We start from the raw sequence: 16,944 nt of genomic DNA, 5'->3' as shown, positions 1-16,944 counted from the left end.
TAACAGGCAACAAAAAAAGGATTTAAGAAAAATCTTTACTTTTCCTAAATCCTTTTTAGTTTGTTACCAACCAATCTTGAACTAACTTCTTTACACCGGTCATTGAATCGCAAGTTGTAATAGCCTGCTGATAGAGTTCCTGACATTTCTTGCTGTCTAATTGTTTCATCATTGAACGTGTCCGTAAAATAGAACTGGCACTCATCGAATAGACATCCAATCCCATCCCGATTAATAGTGGCAAGGCATAACGATCTCCTGCCATTTCTCCACACATCGCCACAGTTGTATCATGAGCATGCCCAGCATCGATAATGTGCTTAATTAATTTTAAAAAAGTTGGATTTAGCGGCTGGTAAAGGTACGAAACTGAATCATTACCACGGTCAGCCGCAAAACAATATTGGATTAAATCATTAGTTCCAATGCTAAAGAAATCAACTTCTGCAGCTAGACGCTCAGCATTTAATGCGGCTAATGGAACTTCAATCATTATCCCAAGATGGACATCGCGGCCAATCCCAGGATGATCGACAGCTAATTTCTGCTGCTCCTCATAATAGATTTTCTTAGCTGCTTGTAATTCTTCAAGCGTGGTAATCATTGGAAACATAATATTAATCTTCCCAAACTCGGATGCGCGGAGTAAGGCCCGCAACTGAGTCCTAAACATTTCTGGCCGATCAAGCGCAATCCGAATAGCCCGGTAGCCAAGGAAAGGGTTCATTTCTTTGGGTAAAGGCATGAATTGAAGTGGTTTATCGCCACCGATATCTAAGGTCCGAACTACTAGCCGTTTCCCATTTAACTGTTCAACGGCTCGACGATAGGCATTAAACTGCTCTTCTTCGGTTGGGAGGTGGTCGCTTTTCATATAAAGAAATTCAGTTCGAAATAGGCCAACACCATCAGCACCATTTTCTATTGCTGATGAAATATCAACTGAAGAACCAATATTAGCTGAAATCTTATATTGCTGGCCATCAGCAGTTACTGAGGGCTGGTTAATCATTTTTTTCCATTGCTGACGAACATTCATAAACTTATCCGCAATTTTTTGATATTGTTTAACATCACTTGTTGATGGTTCAATAATCGCACTGCCTTCAAAACCATCAACAATTACTCGTCGGCCATTCTGCACCTTTTTGGTGATATCGTTACATCCAACAATTGCTGGAATCTGTAAAGAACGAGCCATAATCGCTGCATGACTAGTTCGGCCACCCAAATCGGTAATAATCCCCTTAACAAAGCGACCATCCATCTGTGAAGTATCAGCAGGGCCAATAGAATGAGCAACTACAATGACGGGATGATCTAATTCACGTAAATTAGGGAGCTGTTTGCCTTCTAACTCTGCTAAAACCTGATCTTGAATATTTTGAAAATCAGCTGCTCGCTCTTGCATATATTCATTTCCAGTCATTGCCTGAAGGGTTTTGATCATCTTAGTAATTACTTCTGCAAAAGCCGATTCTGCATTTAAGCGTTGATTGGCAATCCGGTTTTCAACTTGTTTAATCATTTCCGGATCGTTTAGGATTGCAATATGAGTATCAAAAATTGCCAAATCTTCTGCACCAAGTTTATCAACAAGCTTCTTCTTAGTCTCCTTTAATTTCTGAACAATCTTATCAAAGGCATGATGCAATCTTGCTTTTTCACTATCAGGATCACTAATATGATATTTTTCAAAGTTAAGATTAGGCTTCGTTAATAAGTAAGCAGGTGCAATTCCTACTCCATCACTAGCTGCGATTCCATTAATTTGGGTCTCCATTAATCAATTCCCCTTTTCTGGTATAGTACCTATTATAAGCGAAAGCCTTTTCAACACAAACAAAAAATAAAAAGCAAGATTTGCGAAAGCTAAAAAGTTTTCTACAGATCATGCTTTTAATCCTTAATACTCTACTTAGTACCAAAAAGACGGTCACCAGCATCGCCTAATCCAGGAACAATGTATCCATCTTCATTAAGATGATCATCAAGTCCTGCTGTATAAATATCGACATCTGGATAAGCATCGCGCACAGCCTTAACTCCTTCAGGGGCTGCAACTAAGCAAGCAAATTTCATATTCTTTTCTGAGCAACCGCGCTTCTTTAAGGCTTCGATTGCCATCATTGCTGAACCACCAGTTGCCAGCATTGGGTCAACGATGAATAATTGCCGTTCTGTAATATCATTAGGTAACTTAACAAAGTATTCATGCGGCTTTAAGGTTTCTTCATCCCGGTACATTCCGATAAAACCAATTTTAGCTGCTGGGATAAGGTCAGTCATCCCATCAACCATTCCGATTCCGGCCCGAAGAATTGGAATAATCGCTACTTTTTTACCAGCCAATTCTTTCTGGGTTGTTTTAGCAATCGGCGTTTCAATTTCAACATCCTTTAATGGCATATCACGTGCAACTTCATAAGCCATTAAAGTTGAAATTTCCTTGACCGTTTCCCGGAAAAACTTTGTCCCAACATTTTTATCCCGAATCATTGTTAGCTTGTGCTGAATCAATGGATGATCTAACACTTCAAATTTACCCATGCCTATATACACTCCTTTGAATTTCTTCACTATTCTACCAAAAAAATCAAGTCATGACAAAGGATCTTAACAACTTTTTACGTTCTATTTTTTTAGTTAATCGGATACTTTGTGGTTAGCTCATGCACATCTTTTGCTACTTCTTGTAGACGCTCTTCATCGGTAGGGTTAGTTAAGGCTGTACTGATTAATTCCGCAACTCTTTGCGCGTCTCCTTCTTTAAATCCACGGCTGGTAATAGCAGGAGTTCCAATCCGCAAGCCACTTGTGATAAATGGACTTCGTGGGTCATTCGGAATGGCCTCCTTATTAGTTGTAATGTGAACACGGTCAAGGAGATTTTGCGCATCTTTTCCTGTTAAACCAGTCTTAGTAAGATCTAGAACGAGAAGGTGATTTTCGGTTTTTCCGGAAACCACCCGAATTTGTTTACTAGTATTAAACACTTTTTCCATTGCTTGGGCATTTTTTACAACTTGTTGGATATATTCCGCATATTCCGGTTGCAAGTCCTCATAAAGTGCTTGAGCTTTCCCCGCAATTACATGTTCCAGTGGTCCACCTTGGATTCCAGGGAAAACTGCTGAATTAATTTTCCGTCCTAACTCAGTCGATTTAGAGAGGATCATTCCTCCCCGCGGGCCCCGAAGTGTTTTATGAGTAGTAGTAGTAACGACATCAGCAATTGGAAGCGGACTTGGATGGGCACCAGTTGCTACTAATCCGGCGATATGAGCCATATCAACCATTAAGTAAGCCCCAACTTCATCAGCAATCTTACGAAATGCCTGCCAATCAATAATCCGACTATAGGCAGAAGCTCCCGCAACGATCAATTGTGGTTTTACCCTCTTAGCTAAAGCCATAATTTCATCATAATCAAGCTCTTCAGTATCTGGATTTAAGCCATAGCCATACGTCTTATATAATTTTCCACTAAAATTAACTGTTGCTCCATGAGTTAGGTGCCCACCAGCATCCATCCCCATCCCTAAAATCACATCTCCAGGCTTGAGGAGTGCTTGGTAAACTGCCATATTAGCTTGTGATCCAGAATGAGGTTGAACATTAGCATATGCTGCATTGAATAACTTTTTAGCATAATCAATTGCCAATTGTTCAACTTGATCTATAAACTCACAACCACCGTAATACCGCTTATTAGGATATCCCTCAGCATACTTATTTGTTAGAACTGACCCTTGCGCTTCACGAACAGCATCTGAAACGATATTCTCGGAGGCAATTAGCTCAATCGTATCTTGCTGGCGTTGTTCTTCATTTTCAATGGCTGCCCATAATTGGGGTGATTTTTTACCATAGTTCATTTACAACATCTCCTCTGGTTATAAATAAAGAGGCTGGGAAGCTACTCAGTCTCTTTATTATTTTATTGAGATTTTAATTAGGGAGTGGTACCTCTTCCACTATGTTCCCTTATTATTTTACCGCATTACTATCAAAGTGCATACCACCAGCAGACTTATTTAACCGATTCATGTATGCGCCCCCTAAATCATGAGCTGGAAATGCTTGAGTGACAATCACTTTAACATTAGGCTGATCATCAAATTGCCGTAAGCCATCAAATAGACGAGCACTGGCATCTTGAACATTCTTTCCTAATGAAAATTGAATAGCGTTCATCGGCAATACTTCTTGTTGGAGGACCTTTTCTTCAGCCATCATCCCAACATCAAATGGCTGTTGTCGTATCCATTCAACAACTTTATCCCAATCAGTATCTTCATCAACAATATATACTTGGGCCTTAGGTGCATAATGCTTGTATTTCATTCCGGGTGCTTTAGGAGTTTCATTTTTGCCTACTTTATGATGATTAAGGTCAATGGATCCAATCACTTTTTCAATGTCCTTCTTCGTAACAGCACCAGGACGTAAAATTACAGGGTGGGCTGTTGACATATCAAGGACAGTGGATTCAACTCCTACCCGTGTCGGACCATTATCCACAATTCCAGAGATCTTACCATGCAAGTCATGATAAACGTGTTGGGCAGTAGTCGGGCTCGGTTTCCCAGAAGTATTAGCAGATGGTCCCACCATCGGAACGCCAGCTTCTTCAATTAAATCAAGGGTTGGTTGACAGTCGGGGTAACGAAAGGCGACAGTTTTCAAACCACCTGTGACAGTTTTTGAAAGCGCGCCCTTCTTGATCTTCAAAATAATGGTTAAAGAACCAGGCCAAAATGCATCCATCAACTTTCGGGCATTATCAGGAATCTCGGCAGCATACTTTTCAACCATTGCGATGGAGTTAACATGAACAATCAATGGATTATCACTTGGTCGCCCTTTTGCTAAATAAACATTCTTAACGGCTTTTTCATTGGTTGCATCAGCCCCTAACCCGTAAACAGTTTCGGTTGGAAAAGCCACTAATTCACCGCGCTTAATCGCAGCTGCTGCTTGGGCAATCTCACCATGTCGAAAAATCTTCGTATCCATTCTTACTATCTTCCTCCTGCGTTTGAAAAATCCCATGCGTGTATCATCCTCATTTTTCCTGCCACATCATGTCGTGGGCATATCTGTGCGTGTTCATCGGTTTGATGTAGTAATTCTTGAATTGACTCCTCTTGATCATAACCAGTTTCGCCAAATATTTGACCAGTCGTAGTTAGGTATTGCCCTGCTTGCTTAAATAAGCGATGATAGAATCCTAACCCACGTTCATTAGCAAATAGGGCTAAGGCTGGTTCGTTTTCAAGGACTGCTTGATCAATTTCACCAGTATCGTCCGGGTCAATATAAGGCGGATTAGTCACAATTAAATCATATTGCTGATCAATATTTTCAAATAAATCGCTTTTAATTAACGGCAACTCCAGGTTAAACTTAGCCATATTTTCCTGAGCAACAGCAAGTGCAGCGGGTGAGATATCACTTAAACTTACATGCCAATTTGGCCGTTCAAGTGCAAGAGTAATGCCTATCACTCCACTCCCCGTTCCTAAATCAAGGACCTTCAATGGGCGAGATGGCATTTCTTGCAATACCCAATCGATTAACTCTGCTGTCTCAGCTTCTGGAATCAAAACATTTTTATTAACCTTAAAAGTTCGTCCATAAAATGGGGCCTGCCCAACAATATATTGAGCAGGCTCATGATTAAGCAATCTTGTTATGGCATCCTTCCACCAGTCTACTTCGTCAGCCGGCATCTCATCACGATTATGTAAAAGTAAGTGAGTCGCATCCCAACCATGTGATTGCTGAAGTAAAAACTGGGGGGCACTTGGATCAATATCTGTTCCTTGCAATTGTTCTTTTGCCCATCGCTGAGCCATAAAATAGTTGGTCGGTACGAAACTACTCATTCCGTAATTGCTCCAACTTTTGCGTTTGGTCAGCAACAATCAATGCTTCAATAATTTCATCGAGGTCACCAGCCATAATCTTATCAAGCTTGTTTAATGTTAACCCAATTCGGTGATCTGTTACCCGGTTTTGTGGGTAGTTGTAAGTACGAATCCGTTCTGAACGATCACCTGTCCCAATTGCGTCTTTCCGCTTTTGATCATAGGCGCTTTGTTCTTGTTGTTGGTAATAATCATAAACCCGTGACTTCAAAATCCGCATTGCCTTAGCTCGGTTTTGCTGTTGTGAACGTTCATCTTGCATTGCAACAACAATCCCTGTTGGCAAGTGGGTCATTCGAACAGCTGATGAAGTCTTGTTAACGTGCTGACCACCGGCACCGCTTGAACGGTAAACATCAACCCGGATATCTTTTGGATCAATGTCCACATCTACGTCTTCAGCTTCTGGCATTACCCCAACCGTCGCAGTTGACGTATGGACACGTCCAGCAGATTCAGTAACAGGGACCCGTTGAACACGATGCGCACCGTTTTCAAACTTAAGCTTAGAATAAACTTTATCCCCAGTAATCATTAAGGCAATTTCCTTAAAGCCACCGACTTCAGTTTCATTTCGATCCACAACTTCTACTTTCCAGCCTTGCTTTTCAGCATAGCGAAGGTACATGTTATAAAGGTCAGCAGCAAAGAGGCTTGCTTCGTCTCCTCCAGCAGCTCCACGGATTTCCATGATAATATTTTTATCATCATTAGGGTCTTTCGGAATTAGTAGGACTTCAAGCTCTTTTTCTAACTGTGCTTGTTCTTCTCGTGCTTCTGCTAACTCTTCCTTAGTTAAGGCGGTTAAGTCATCATCATTCGTTTCACGTAATAGTTCTTCATCATCACTAATCGTTTGGGTGACTTTTTTATATTGATTATATTTTTCAACCGTTTCACGTAAGCTTCCTTCTTCTTTTGAAAGCTTCATAAAACGTTGTGAGTCGGCAATTACTTCTGGATCACTGATCAATTCATTTAGTTCATCGTAACGATCAGCAACCGCTTGAAGCTTATCGAAAATTTCTTCCATTTCCATTCTTGGTTATTCCTCCTATTGTTTTAATTGGGGATGAAAATAGTGCTTCCGGCATACTGGATAATATGATTCATTTCCCCCTATCTGGACTTGTTCTCCCTCATATACTGGCTTGCCATTATGAATCCGTAAATTCATCGTAGCTTTGTGAGGGCAGAACCAACAAATTGTTTTCATCTCTTCAATTTTGTCAGCATAAATCAGTAAATATTTTGAACCTTCAAATAATTCATTCCGAAAGTCATTCTTTAGTCCAAAAGCCATTACCGGAATATTTAGCTCATCAACAATTTTGATTAATTGTAAGACATGCTCTTTCTTTAAAAACTGTGCTTCATCGATCAATACACAATATATCTTACGGTCCATCTTATTAACGTAATCGTAAATATTGGTGTCATCCATAATTGGTTTTACCTTACGCTCTAAGCCAATCCGACTAGCAATGATGCCTCGACCAGAACGATCATCAACGCCGCTCGTCATTAAGACGACCGGCTTCCCTTGTTCTTCATAGTTATGAGCAACCTTCAAAATATCGATTGACTTACCAGAATTCATCGCGCCATATTTAAAGAATAGTTGTGCCACTACAATTGCCCCTTTTTGTTTGCATAGTACTCTTCATTATATCCAAAAATTTGTGTCATTTAAATACTTCTACATTAGGAAAGAGTTTTTTACATTGAATAACTTTAATCTTATAATAATTTCAGTTTAATAACTTTCTTTTTGTTATCGTAAAGTTTAGAATTAAACGGTAATTTTAATCATCACTATTGTATCACTTACAATTGACACGAAAGGAATACATATATTCATGACAGTTCGAAGTTCATTTGCCGAATTTGCCGGGCGGTCAAGCTATTGGTTTCTCCATACTTTTATGAACGGAGGAAGTTCCCTTCCAGGAAAACTAACCTTAAAGCTTGATCCAAATATTCTCCAAGCCTTTAGCAAAAAGTACGACCTTGTTATTGTAACAGGGACCAATGGAAAAACATTAACTACCGCATTAAGCGTACGAGTTTTACGGGAAAAGTATGACCAGGTTCTTACTAATCCGACTGGTTCCAACATGGAGCAAGGAATCGTAACTACCTTTATTACGGCCCCCCGTCCAAAGAAAAAAGGGCTGGCCGTCCTCGAAGTCGATGAAGCAAATGTAGTTAAAGTATGTAAATACATCACACCAATTGCCTTTGTCTTCACCAACATTTTCCGTGATCAAATGGATCGTTACGGTGAAATTTACACCACTTATAACAAGATCTTAAAGGGGGTTAAATTAGCACCAAAAGCAACCATCATTGCTAACGGGGATGAACAGCTCTTTAACAGTAAGGACTTGCCTAATCCAATCATCTATTATGGCTTCAACCACGAAGAAAAAGAGCCATTTAACGCCCCAGCTAACACTGATGGGCTTCTTTGCCCTAAATGTCAACACATTCTAAAGTATCGAATGCGGACTTATGCAGGTTTAGGGAACTACTTCTGTCCAAATTGTGGTTTCCATCGACCAGAATTAACGTACGCTGTTACCAAAATTGATAAGCTTACCCCAACACATTCAACTTTTGAAATTGATGGTCAAAAATACACCATCGGAATTGGTGGTCTATACAATATTTATAATGCTCTTGCCGCATACTCGCTTGGCCGTTTTCTCGGAGTGAGCCAAGCACAAATTAAAGATGCTTTTGAATCAGACGAACGAGTATTTGGTCGGCAAGAAGTTATTAATATCGACGGAAAACAGGTTACTTTGATCTTAGTTAAAAATCCAGTTGGCCTTAATCAGGTTTTAGATATGATTGAGACAGATGACAAGCCATTTAGTTTTGCTTTCTTACTAAACGCTAACTATGCTGATGGCATTGACACCAGCTGGATCTGGGACGGTGACTTTGAAAAACTTACTCAGCATCAAATTCCGCAATACATGACTGGGGGAGAACGCTATAAAGATATTACCACCAGATTAACAATGGCTGGAGTAAAAGATATGTGGCATGAACCAGACCTTACCCAGGTAATTGATAAGATCAAGGAAATGCCTACTGAACATGTCTATATTCTGGCAACCTATACAGCTGTTCTGCAATTACGGAAACAACTAGCAGAAAAAGGCTATATCAAAGGAGGAATGGACTAATGGCAAAATATCACTTACACCTCGCCCACCTTTACGGCGATTTATTAAATACTTACAGTGATGTCGGTAATATTATTGCCCTTCAATATTACGCTAAACAGATGGATGCCGATATTGATGTCAAAGTCATTAGTATCGACAACGACTTTAATCCGCAAGATTTTGACTTAGCTCTTTTTGGTGGTGGTCAAGATTACGAACAACTTGTCGTTTCCAAAGATCTTCCAAACAAAAAAGCGGGGATTGACCAATTTATTAACGATGGCAAACCGCTTCTTGCTATTTGTGGAGGATACCAGCTTCTTGGTCACTACTATATTGGTGCTGATGGCGAGAAGATTCCGGGACTTGGAATTCTTGATCACTATACTTTAAGTCAAGACAATCACCGGTTCATTGGGGATATTACCATCAAAAATGAAGAAAGCAATCAAGAGTACCATGGTTTTGAAAATCACAACGGCCGCACATTCTTAGGAAAAGGTGAGCGCCCGCTTGGTAAAGTAGTTTCTGGTAATGGAAATAACGGTGAAGATCATACCGAGGGAGCAATCTATAAAAACACTTATTGCTCTTATTTCCACGGTCCCATTCTTACAAGAAATGGTGAGATTGCTAAAAAGATTCTTTTAGCAGCTCTTGAGCATAAATACCCCGATGCCGACTTAAGCAGTCAAAAAGCCCTAAAAATTAAACCTACATTTTAATTAAGGTGACAAACAGTGAATCAAACCATAACATTTGTATTTACCATTATTTTTTTGCTGGAAAGTTTTTGGGAAGTCCGTCTTTTCTCCCAACTACAAGCACTAGCCATCCAAAACCCAACTAGAATTCCACCTCGCTTTGCCAAAGTTATCCGTCTGGAGCGTCGTTGGAACTGGATATCTTGGATCCTAATCATCTTACTATTTCTTACTTCATCGAATTTCACGATTTTATGGGTAAGCCTAATCACATTGATTGAAACCTATGTCGTCTGGCGAATGGATAACATGAAAAGTAAGATGACCAGCGAAGATTAGAACACAAAAAGGGATGAGATTGAAGGAAAGTAAAAATTCCTTCTAACCTCATCCCTTTTATATTTTAAAAATTAATCTTTCCAGTAATAATCAGCATAAGCGCAATCACGGCTGCTAAGGCAATAATTGTTGCTAACCACTTTTCTTTCTTACTCATCTTATTAGGAGACCCGACAAATAACGGTATTCCTAGGGCAAAAATAATCGCACTCGCAAATACATATTCAAGTCCCGAAGCAACTAACATATAGACGGAATAAATGGAAGCTAACGTAGCAATAATCTTAAAGCCAAGGCCCATTTTTTCGCTAATTGCTAGCTTCAACCCATATAACGCAGAGAGCAAGTAAGCAACTAGTGTCATTGTCGCAGCCAAAGTATAGGCAATTGTGTAGGCCATTTGAAGTTGCGGAAGCAGTAAAACGAGTAAGCATACTTGCATAATAATTGTATATACAATTAGTGCAAAACCAGGAACACCATGGCGGTTAACAAGTTTAAATGCTCGCGGCATATCCCGATCATAACTGGTTACGTATGCAATTTCTGGTCCAATCATAAACCAACTCAATAATGCTCCTAATAGAGAAATCAGTAAGCCAATTTTAATAATAAGACTGCCCACTATTCCTAATGCTGTATGACTAAGCGCTGCTGCCAGTGGAACTGAAGTCTGGCTAAGTTCTTTAGCTGGTAGAATCCCCATTGGAATAATAGAGATTGAAATATAGAGGACCAATACAATTACAAAGCTAATAATCGTTGCTAATCCTACATCACGTGGCTGCTTTGCCCGACGTGACATTGAAACAGCTGCTTCAATCCCAACAAAGCACCACACAATAGTACTCATCGCACCACTAATCTGGTCTTTAAATGGGACATGCGTTTGATTAACGGCAAGAATGCTTGTCCAATCAGGAGCATTAAAAATATGTGGCTGAAATGCAAAAACACCAACAATAACAACTAATAAAAGCGGTAAGATCTTAATAATCGTAATAACGGCATTGAGGATACTTGCCTCACGAACACCAAACCATGTAATCGCAGTGTATCCCCACAGAATAATCGAACCTCCGATAAAACACATTAACGGCGAAAGTTGATGCGTCCCAAGCATACTATTTAAGGTCTTGAAAAAAAGCGAGATAAAGGCAATGTTGCCAAAGACTGCTCCCATCCAATATCCCCAAAAGGAATTAAAACCAATATAGTTGCCAAAGCCTTCCTTTGCATAAGTATAAATTCCACCGTTCATCTCCGGCTTGATAACAGAAAGCTTATAAAAGACTAATACTAACATCAAAATTCCGAAGCCACCAATTAGCCAGGCAATTAATGCAGCCATTGGATTTGCTTTCAAAATTAAATCGGTCGGACTATTAAAAATCCCACCACCAATAATCGTTCCTACAATTAAGGTGATTAAGAGGAAGAGATTTAATTTCTTTTCCTTCACCTTAATCACCTCACTTATAAATATTCTTAAAATGTGGAATAATTATACATTATTTACCTAGCCAATGGCAATAGTTCCATTAGCAACAAGCCAAATTGCAATGATACTTAAGATTAAGATCAACGCCATTGTCCACTTTTCAGCAGTTGTAACTTTACGATCATTTTCTTTACATGCTAAGTAGTAAATGTAGAATCCAGGAATAAAACTAATTGAAACTAGTAATACTTCTTGCCATCCAGCAAGGAACATACATGCGAACATGAATGCAGCAGAGAGCAAACCAATTGTAAACTGTCCCCATTCTTGGTGTGCAGAACTGTATTTCATTTGGTAAAGTCCAACAAATAAGTATGAGAATAAAATTGCTGCACTACATAATGAATATGCGAATTCATAGGCTTTATCAGTGAAAAGCAATGAGAACAAGAAGATTGTTTGCAATACCGCTGTAATCATCAAGGAAGCAGTTGGTGCTTTTTTAGCATTAACCTTTCCCCAGATTTTTGGCATTGCCTTATCATCAGCAACTAACATTGTTGTTTCGGCTGGAAGCATTGTCCAAGAAAGCCAGGAAACAATTGTTGAAATAATCAAACCAACATTAATCAAAATTGAACCCCAACTACCAACTGTTGCTTGAAGAACATGACCGATAGCTGGTTGACCCATTCCAGCTAATTCTGCCCGAGTTAATGCACCATAAGGCAAAATTGAAATTAATACATAGATAATCACTAAGAGGCCAAAACTAATAAGAGAAGCTTCACGAGCGGCTGTAAGCGACTTAGCCCGACTTGCCATAACAGAAGCACCTTCAACACCGATAAATACCCAAATTAATGTCATTAGGGTACCTTTCATTTGTTCCCAGACAGAACCAGTTGTGGTACCACGAGAAGCATTATTGGCAACACGTCCCCAGAAATCTGCTGTAAACATTCCGGCCTTGAAGCAAACAACCATCATAATAATAAAGATAACTAATGGTAAGACCTTGCAGATTGTTCCAATCATGTTAACAAAAGAAGCACTTTCAACACCATTGTTAACTAAGATTGTCAATAGCCAACAGAAGATGATGGCAATAATAATCGATGGTAAATTTTGACCACCTTTAAATGTTGGAAAGAACGTTCCGATTGAGCTCATCAACATAGTGGCAAAAGCAATGTTTCCCAGCCATGCGGACAACCAGTAGGACCATCCAGAAATAAATTCACCTAATGGTCCAAAACCGGCACCAGCATATGAGAAAATCCCTGAAGTAAGATCTGGTCGCTTTTCAGATAAATTGTTTAGCGAGAGAACCAGCATTAAAAAGCCAATTCCAACAAAGATCCAGGCCAATAGTGCAGGACCTGGCGCTGCTGCCGCCGCTACATCACTAGTAATACCAAATATTCCGGTACCGATACATGAACTTACAATTAAGGCGATCAATTCGCCTCTACCGATACCTTTCTTTTGTTCATCCATAAATATCCCTCCTATGCAGTTTATGAATGCATGTGTTGAATGATTAAATCATAAACCATTTTAGCATCATCATTATCTTTACTAATGATAATCAAGGTGTCGTTTCCAGCAAGTGTACCCACAACTTCCGGAATATCAAGTTCATCAAACATTCCAGCCAAAATCGTCGCATAACTAGAATTTAGTGCAGTTTTGATCACGTTCATAAATTGAACGGTTTCAATTGTCCGCACATTATCATGAATTCCTTGATATAATCGTTCAAAATTATGTTCGGGTGTCACATGAAGTTGAACATAATGGGTATGACCATCGCCATCATTTGCTTTAACGATATTCAACGCATGAATATCTCTTGAAATTGTTGCTTGTGTCGTCTCGAAACCCGCCTCAGTTAACAACTTAAGCAATTCTTCTTGCGTTTCAATTTTACGATCATTAACCACTTGTTCAATATATTTTCTTCTTGCCTTTCGATCCATTCGTGTTCCCTTCTTATCATGTTGATTACACTAAAATGATACAAGAAAAAGCAGCAAAATTATACCCTTTCTAGATTACTCAGATAAATTTGCTGCTTTTACTATCTTATTTATTTCTTGAGATCTTCACGAACAATTGGACATGACATGCACCGTGGACCACCACGACCCCGTGATAGTTCGCTTGAACGGACCTCGTGAACGAGAATACCATGCTTACGCAGCAAATCGTTTGAGACATAGTTCCGATCGTAAGTTACAACTACACCAGGGGCAATTGCTAGCGTGTTAGAACCGTCATTCCACTGTTCACGTGGAGCAATAATTGGATCGCCGCCACCAGTAGGAATCAAATCAATTTCCGGCTTATCAAGTGCCTTCTTCAAAATTTCTTTAAGATTTGTTTCATGAGTAATTGAAATTTCACCATTGTTACCTGGGTGCATAATGTATGCATCAACATGTCCACCATCACGTAAGATTGCTGGATGAACTGTAAATTGATCATAGTTAATCATTGTAAATACAGTATCAAGGTGCATCATTGCGTGGTTATGAGGAATATGAATTGCAATTACTGTATCATAATCAGACTTTTCGAAGAGACTTTCAGCTAATTCTGTAATAGCCTTAGCAGATGTTCGTTGAGAAATACCAATTGCTAATATATGATCACTGAGAACTAATTCGTCTCCACCTTCAATCCGGCCTTCAGGGTAACGGTTCCGCCATACCTCAACGCCCTTGTCAGCAAAACGCTTATTGTGCTTAATGATGTACTCAGTAAAGAGAGATTCACGTTGACGAGCCTTAAATGTCATGTGGTTAATGGTAATTCCATCCCCAATACATGCTTGCTGGTCACGAGTAAAGTATGCATTTGGCATTGGATCCATATAGAATGGGTAATCCTTATCTTCTGCTAGTTCGGCAAGCGAAGCATACTTAGTCTTGATTTCATCTTTACGTACACCGGCGATAATCTTATCAACCATGTCCTTAGTACTAAAACTAAGCAAGAATTCCTTTAAGCCATCATGGATTGCTCCAGCAGCATAACCGGATTCAGCAATGATTCTTTCAAGAAATTCCTCTTTGATATTATCATCAGCCAATGCGTCTGTTAATAAATCTTCAAGATACAAGACTTCTGCGCCATTATCACGTAATGTTTGCGCAAAAAGGTCATGTTCTTCTTGAGCGATCGGTAAGTATGGAATGTCATCTACAAGCATCCGGTGAAGAATTTCGGGATAAACATTTTCGATTTCCTTACCTGGTCGATGCAACATAACTGTCTTAAGCTTTCCAATTTCTGATGTAACGTGAATTGGACTTTGCATACAATATCACTCCTTTTTGAAGTATCACTTGACTACAACTACATCATATTAGTTTATGTAAACGTTGTCAAATGCCGTCACATCAATATTTAGTGAATTATATAAAAAGAAGTTATTAATATAAATTATCGACAGTTTTTATACATTTTTTGAACTCAAAACGCATATTCTGTGAAAGCGCTTATTCAATTAAGTGAATATAAATTTCACAAAGTTTTTTCTTTTTCTTTTAAATAAATTGCAAAAAGTTGGTCACGAGCATCTAAAAATTCTTGGTTTTTGGCACTTGGATGAACACGATTGGTTAATACAACAAAACCTTGGTCATTTTGCCGGTCTAACACCATCCAGGTTCCTGTAAATCCAGTGTGGCTAATCACAAGGTGGCCATCTTTAGCATGAAATAATTTCCAGCCCAGTGAACGGCTATGCGGACCTGGAATTCGTGTTTGATCTTTAAAAAGCAAATTAATTATTTTAGGCGTAAGAAGACCATTTAAATTATTTTCAATCAATGCATGACTAAAAATCTCCAAATCTTTCAACGATGCAAAAAGGCCAGCACATCCGCAACTTGCTCCCAAAATGTACCCTTTAGGATCATGGGTTGTTCCCCTAATCAAGCCACGTTTTGTTTGTACTTCTGTTGGCACGCAATTAGCTGGGGTAGGATTAAATGTTGCAGTTGGCAGATTCAATGGTTTGAGAACCTGTTCTGTAATAACATTTTGAACTGATTGATCATAAATTCGTTCAATAATCCATCCTAAATACAAATAGTTTACATCCGCATATTTGATTTGGCGGTTCAAGCTATCTTCCACATGCATTTTCGTCAAAAAAGCATTCTTTAGTTCGGAGGCAGTCAACTCATTACGATGTGGAATATAACCAGCAATCCCCGAAGTATGAGTAAGCAGGTTACGGATAGTTGGTCGGTCATCGTTAAACTCAGGTAAATATTGCTTTATTGGATCATCTAAAGACAATGTTCCTTTCTGAATAAGCTGGGCAATAACCGGAACTGTTCCTACCACTTTCGTTAGTGAAGCAACATCATAGAGCATACCTGGTTTTAATATTTCAGTCTCGGGATAAACTTGGGCCATCCCTGTTACTTCCCTAATCGTATGTTGATGATCAAAAATCAAATAGCTAACTCCGGGAACAACTCCTTCTTTAACCATTTGGTGTAATTTAGTAATTGTTAAATCGTATTTATTCATCGTTTTAATTCACTTCCTCAATAAGGTTTATTTTAACGTAAATAGGGCAAAGGAAAAATATCCAGAAATTTATTAAACAAAATCAGTCAATTATGACAAATAAGTCAAAAATGTTACAAAACCATTTCAAAAGGCGGTATAATATAAGTGTAATGATGTTATAAAAATAAGAGAGATTGAGGGGGTCATTAAAATGATGAAGATGACAAATAAAGTTTTAGCAAGTTCATTAGTAATTTTAGCAGCCCTTGGACTAGCTGGGTGTACCAATAGCGCAGCAGCTCCAACAAAGACATCTACTTCTGCGACAAAAGTAAGTCAACAAACAAGCAAAAAGGCGGCCTCCTCCACTAGTAGCGAAAAGGCAAAGGATCAAACCTCTACATCTACACCTACTAGTGTACAATCCACTTCTTCAACAAATACAAGCTCAACAAGCGCAAATTCAAAGGTAGCTAACAGTTCAGAAAAATCAACTAATCAAACGGTAACAGCTCCTAGTTCATCCATAACTAGTAGTTCTAGCAACCAATCAGCAACTACCAATTCCACTTCCTCAGCACAAACCGATCAACAAGTCCTAACGAGTTTCGTCAAGACAAGTGGCGTTCAACAAGATGGTAATCATTATTACATGACTAAGAATAATCAAAATAATAATTATCAAATTGAAGTTCGCAATAACCAAGGCGGCGATCCAAATGTAGCTCACCTTACTGGTACCTATCAATATGACCCCGCTACAAATCAAATCCATGAAATGAACCCAATCACCGGCAATTATGATAATTAATATT

General features: G+C 39.0%; 15 protein-coding genes. 3 read left to right on the top strand and 12 right to left on the bottom strand.

Annotated elements, in window-relative coordinates; translation table 11 throughout:
* Window positions 1-55: 55 nt before the first annotated feature.
* From ptsP to LMC10_RS06510, 7 genes are all read right to left on the bottom strand, one after another.
* A complete protein-coding gene (ptsP, locus tag LMC10_RS06540) occupies window positions 56-1,783 on the bottom strand; it encodes a phosphoenolpyruvate--protein phosphotransferase (protein ID WP_229269273.1) in 1,728 nt (575 codons plus the stop codon).
* A gap of 131 nt (window positions 1,784-1,914) precedes the next feature.
* Window positions 1,915-2,550, bottom strand: a complete 636-nt coding sequence (gene upp, locus LMC10_RS06535) for a uracil phosphoribosyltransferase (RefSeq protein WP_003676152.1) — start codon at window positions 2,548-2,550, stop codon at window positions 1,915-1,917.
* 92 nt (window positions 2,551-2,642) lie between these two features.
* Window positions 2,643-3,878: a serine hydroxymethyltransferase gene (gene glyA, locus LMC10_RS06530; RefSeq protein ID WP_229269272.1), complete on the bottom strand. Its 1,236-nt coding sequence runs from the start codon at window positions 3,876-3,878 to the stop codon at window positions 2,643-2,645.
* Window positions 3,879-3,990: 112 nt separating this feature from the next.
* A complete protein-coding gene (locus tag LMC10_RS06525; protein WP_229269271.1) occupies window positions 3,991-5,019 on the bottom strand; it encodes an L-threonylcarbamoyladenylate synthase in 1,029 nt (342 codons plus the stop codon).
* 5 nt (window positions 5,020-5,024) lie between these two features.
* Entirely contained in the window at window positions 5,025-5,891 is an 867-nt protein-coding gene (gene prmC, locus LMC10_RS06520) for a peptide chain release factor N(5)-glutamine methyltransferase (protein ID WP_019253952.1), read from the bottom strand.
* Window positions 5,884-6,966, bottom strand: coding sequence for a peptide chain release factor 1 (prfA, locus tag LMC10_RS06515; protein ID WP_003676159.1), 1,083 nt, complete (start codon window positions 6,964-6,966; stop codon window positions 5,884-5,886). Before prfA ends, prmC begins: the two co-directional genes overlap by 8 nt.
* A gap of 21 nt (window positions 6,967-6,987) precedes the next feature.
* Window positions 6,988-7,563, bottom strand: coding sequence for a thymidine kinase (locus LMC10_RS06510; protein WP_003667548.1), 576 nt, complete (start codon window positions 7,561-7,563; stop codon window positions 6,988-6,990).
* 229 nt (window positions 7,564-7,792) lie between these two features.
* Between LMC10_RS06510 and LMC10_RS06505 the strand changes: the two genes are divergently transcribed.
* On the top strand, window positions 7,793-9,130 hold the full coding sequence (locus LMC10_RS06505) for a Mur ligase family protein (RefSeq protein ID WP_003667547.1): 1,338 nt from the start codon (window positions 7,793-7,795) through the stop codon (window positions 9,128-9,130).
* Window positions 9,130-9,837, top strand: coding sequence for a type 1 glutamine amidotransferase (locus LMC10_RS06500; RefSeq protein WP_228341814.1), 708 nt, complete (start codon window positions 9,130-9,132; stop codon window positions 9,835-9,837). The genes LMC10_RS06505 and LMC10_RS06500 overlap by 1 nt, the downstream gene beginning before the upstream one ends.
* Window positions 9,838-10,219: 382 nt before the next feature.
* Here LMC10_RS06500 and LMC10_RS06495 read toward each other — a convergent pair whose 3' ends face one another.
* The 5 genes from LMC10_RS06495 to LMC10_RS06475 form a co-directional block, all read right to left on the bottom strand.
* Window positions 10,220-11,626: an amino acid permease gene (locus LMC10_RS06495; protein ID WP_324294051.1), complete on the bottom strand. Its 1,407-nt coding sequence runs from the start codon at window positions 11,624-11,626 to the stop codon at window positions 10,220-10,222.
* A gap of 48 nt (window positions 11,627-11,674) precedes the next feature.
* Window positions 11,675-13,096 carry a basic amino acid/polyamine antiporter gene (locus tag LMC10_RS06490; RefSeq protein WP_122481888.1) on the bottom strand — a complete coding sequence of 474 codons (1,422 nt, stop codon included), beginning with the start codon at window positions 13,094-13,096 and terminating at the stop codon, window positions 11,675-11,677.
* A gap of 20 nt (window positions 13,097-13,116) precedes the next feature.
* A complete protein-coding gene (locus LMC10_RS06485; RefSeq protein WP_003666533.1) occupies window positions 13,117-13,578 on the bottom strand; it encodes an arginine repressor in 462 nt (153 codons plus the stop codon).
* Between the two features lie 110 nt (window positions 13,579-13,688).
* The gene (gene arcA / locus LMC10_RS06480; RefSeq protein WP_229269269.1) at window positions 13,689-14,921 is read right to left on the bottom strand and encodes an arginine deiminase; all 1,233 of its coding nucleotides are present in this window, start codon (window positions 14,919-14,921) and stop codon (window positions 13,689-13,691) included.
* Window positions 14,922-15,127: 206 nt separating this feature from the next.
* Window positions 15,128-16,147: a serine hydrolase domain-containing protein gene (locus tag LMC10_RS06475; RefSeq protein ID WP_229269268.1), complete on the bottom strand. Its 1,020-nt coding sequence runs from the start codon at window positions 16,145-16,147 to the stop codon at window positions 15,128-15,130.
* A 193-nt stretch (window positions 16,148-16,340) separates the two neighbouring features.
* Between LMC10_RS06475 and LMC10_RS06470 the strand changes: the two genes are divergently transcribed.
* Window positions 16,341-16,940 carry a hypothetical protein gene (locus tag LMC10_RS06470; protein WP_228341818.1) on the top strand — a complete coding sequence of 200 codons (600 nt, stop codon included), beginning with the start codon at window positions 16,341-16,343 and terminating at the stop codon, window positions 16,938-16,940.
* The last annotated feature ends 4 nt before the right edge of the window (window positions 16,941-16,944 follow it).

Origin of the sequence: Limosilactobacillus reuteri subsp. simiae, assembly GCF_020784875.1 — a bacterium.
GTDB lineage: Bacteria > Bacillota > Bacilli > Lactobacillales > Lactobacillaceae > Limosilactobacillus > Limosilactobacillus reuteri_H.
This window is presented reverse-complemented; position numbering and strand designations above follow the sequence as displayed.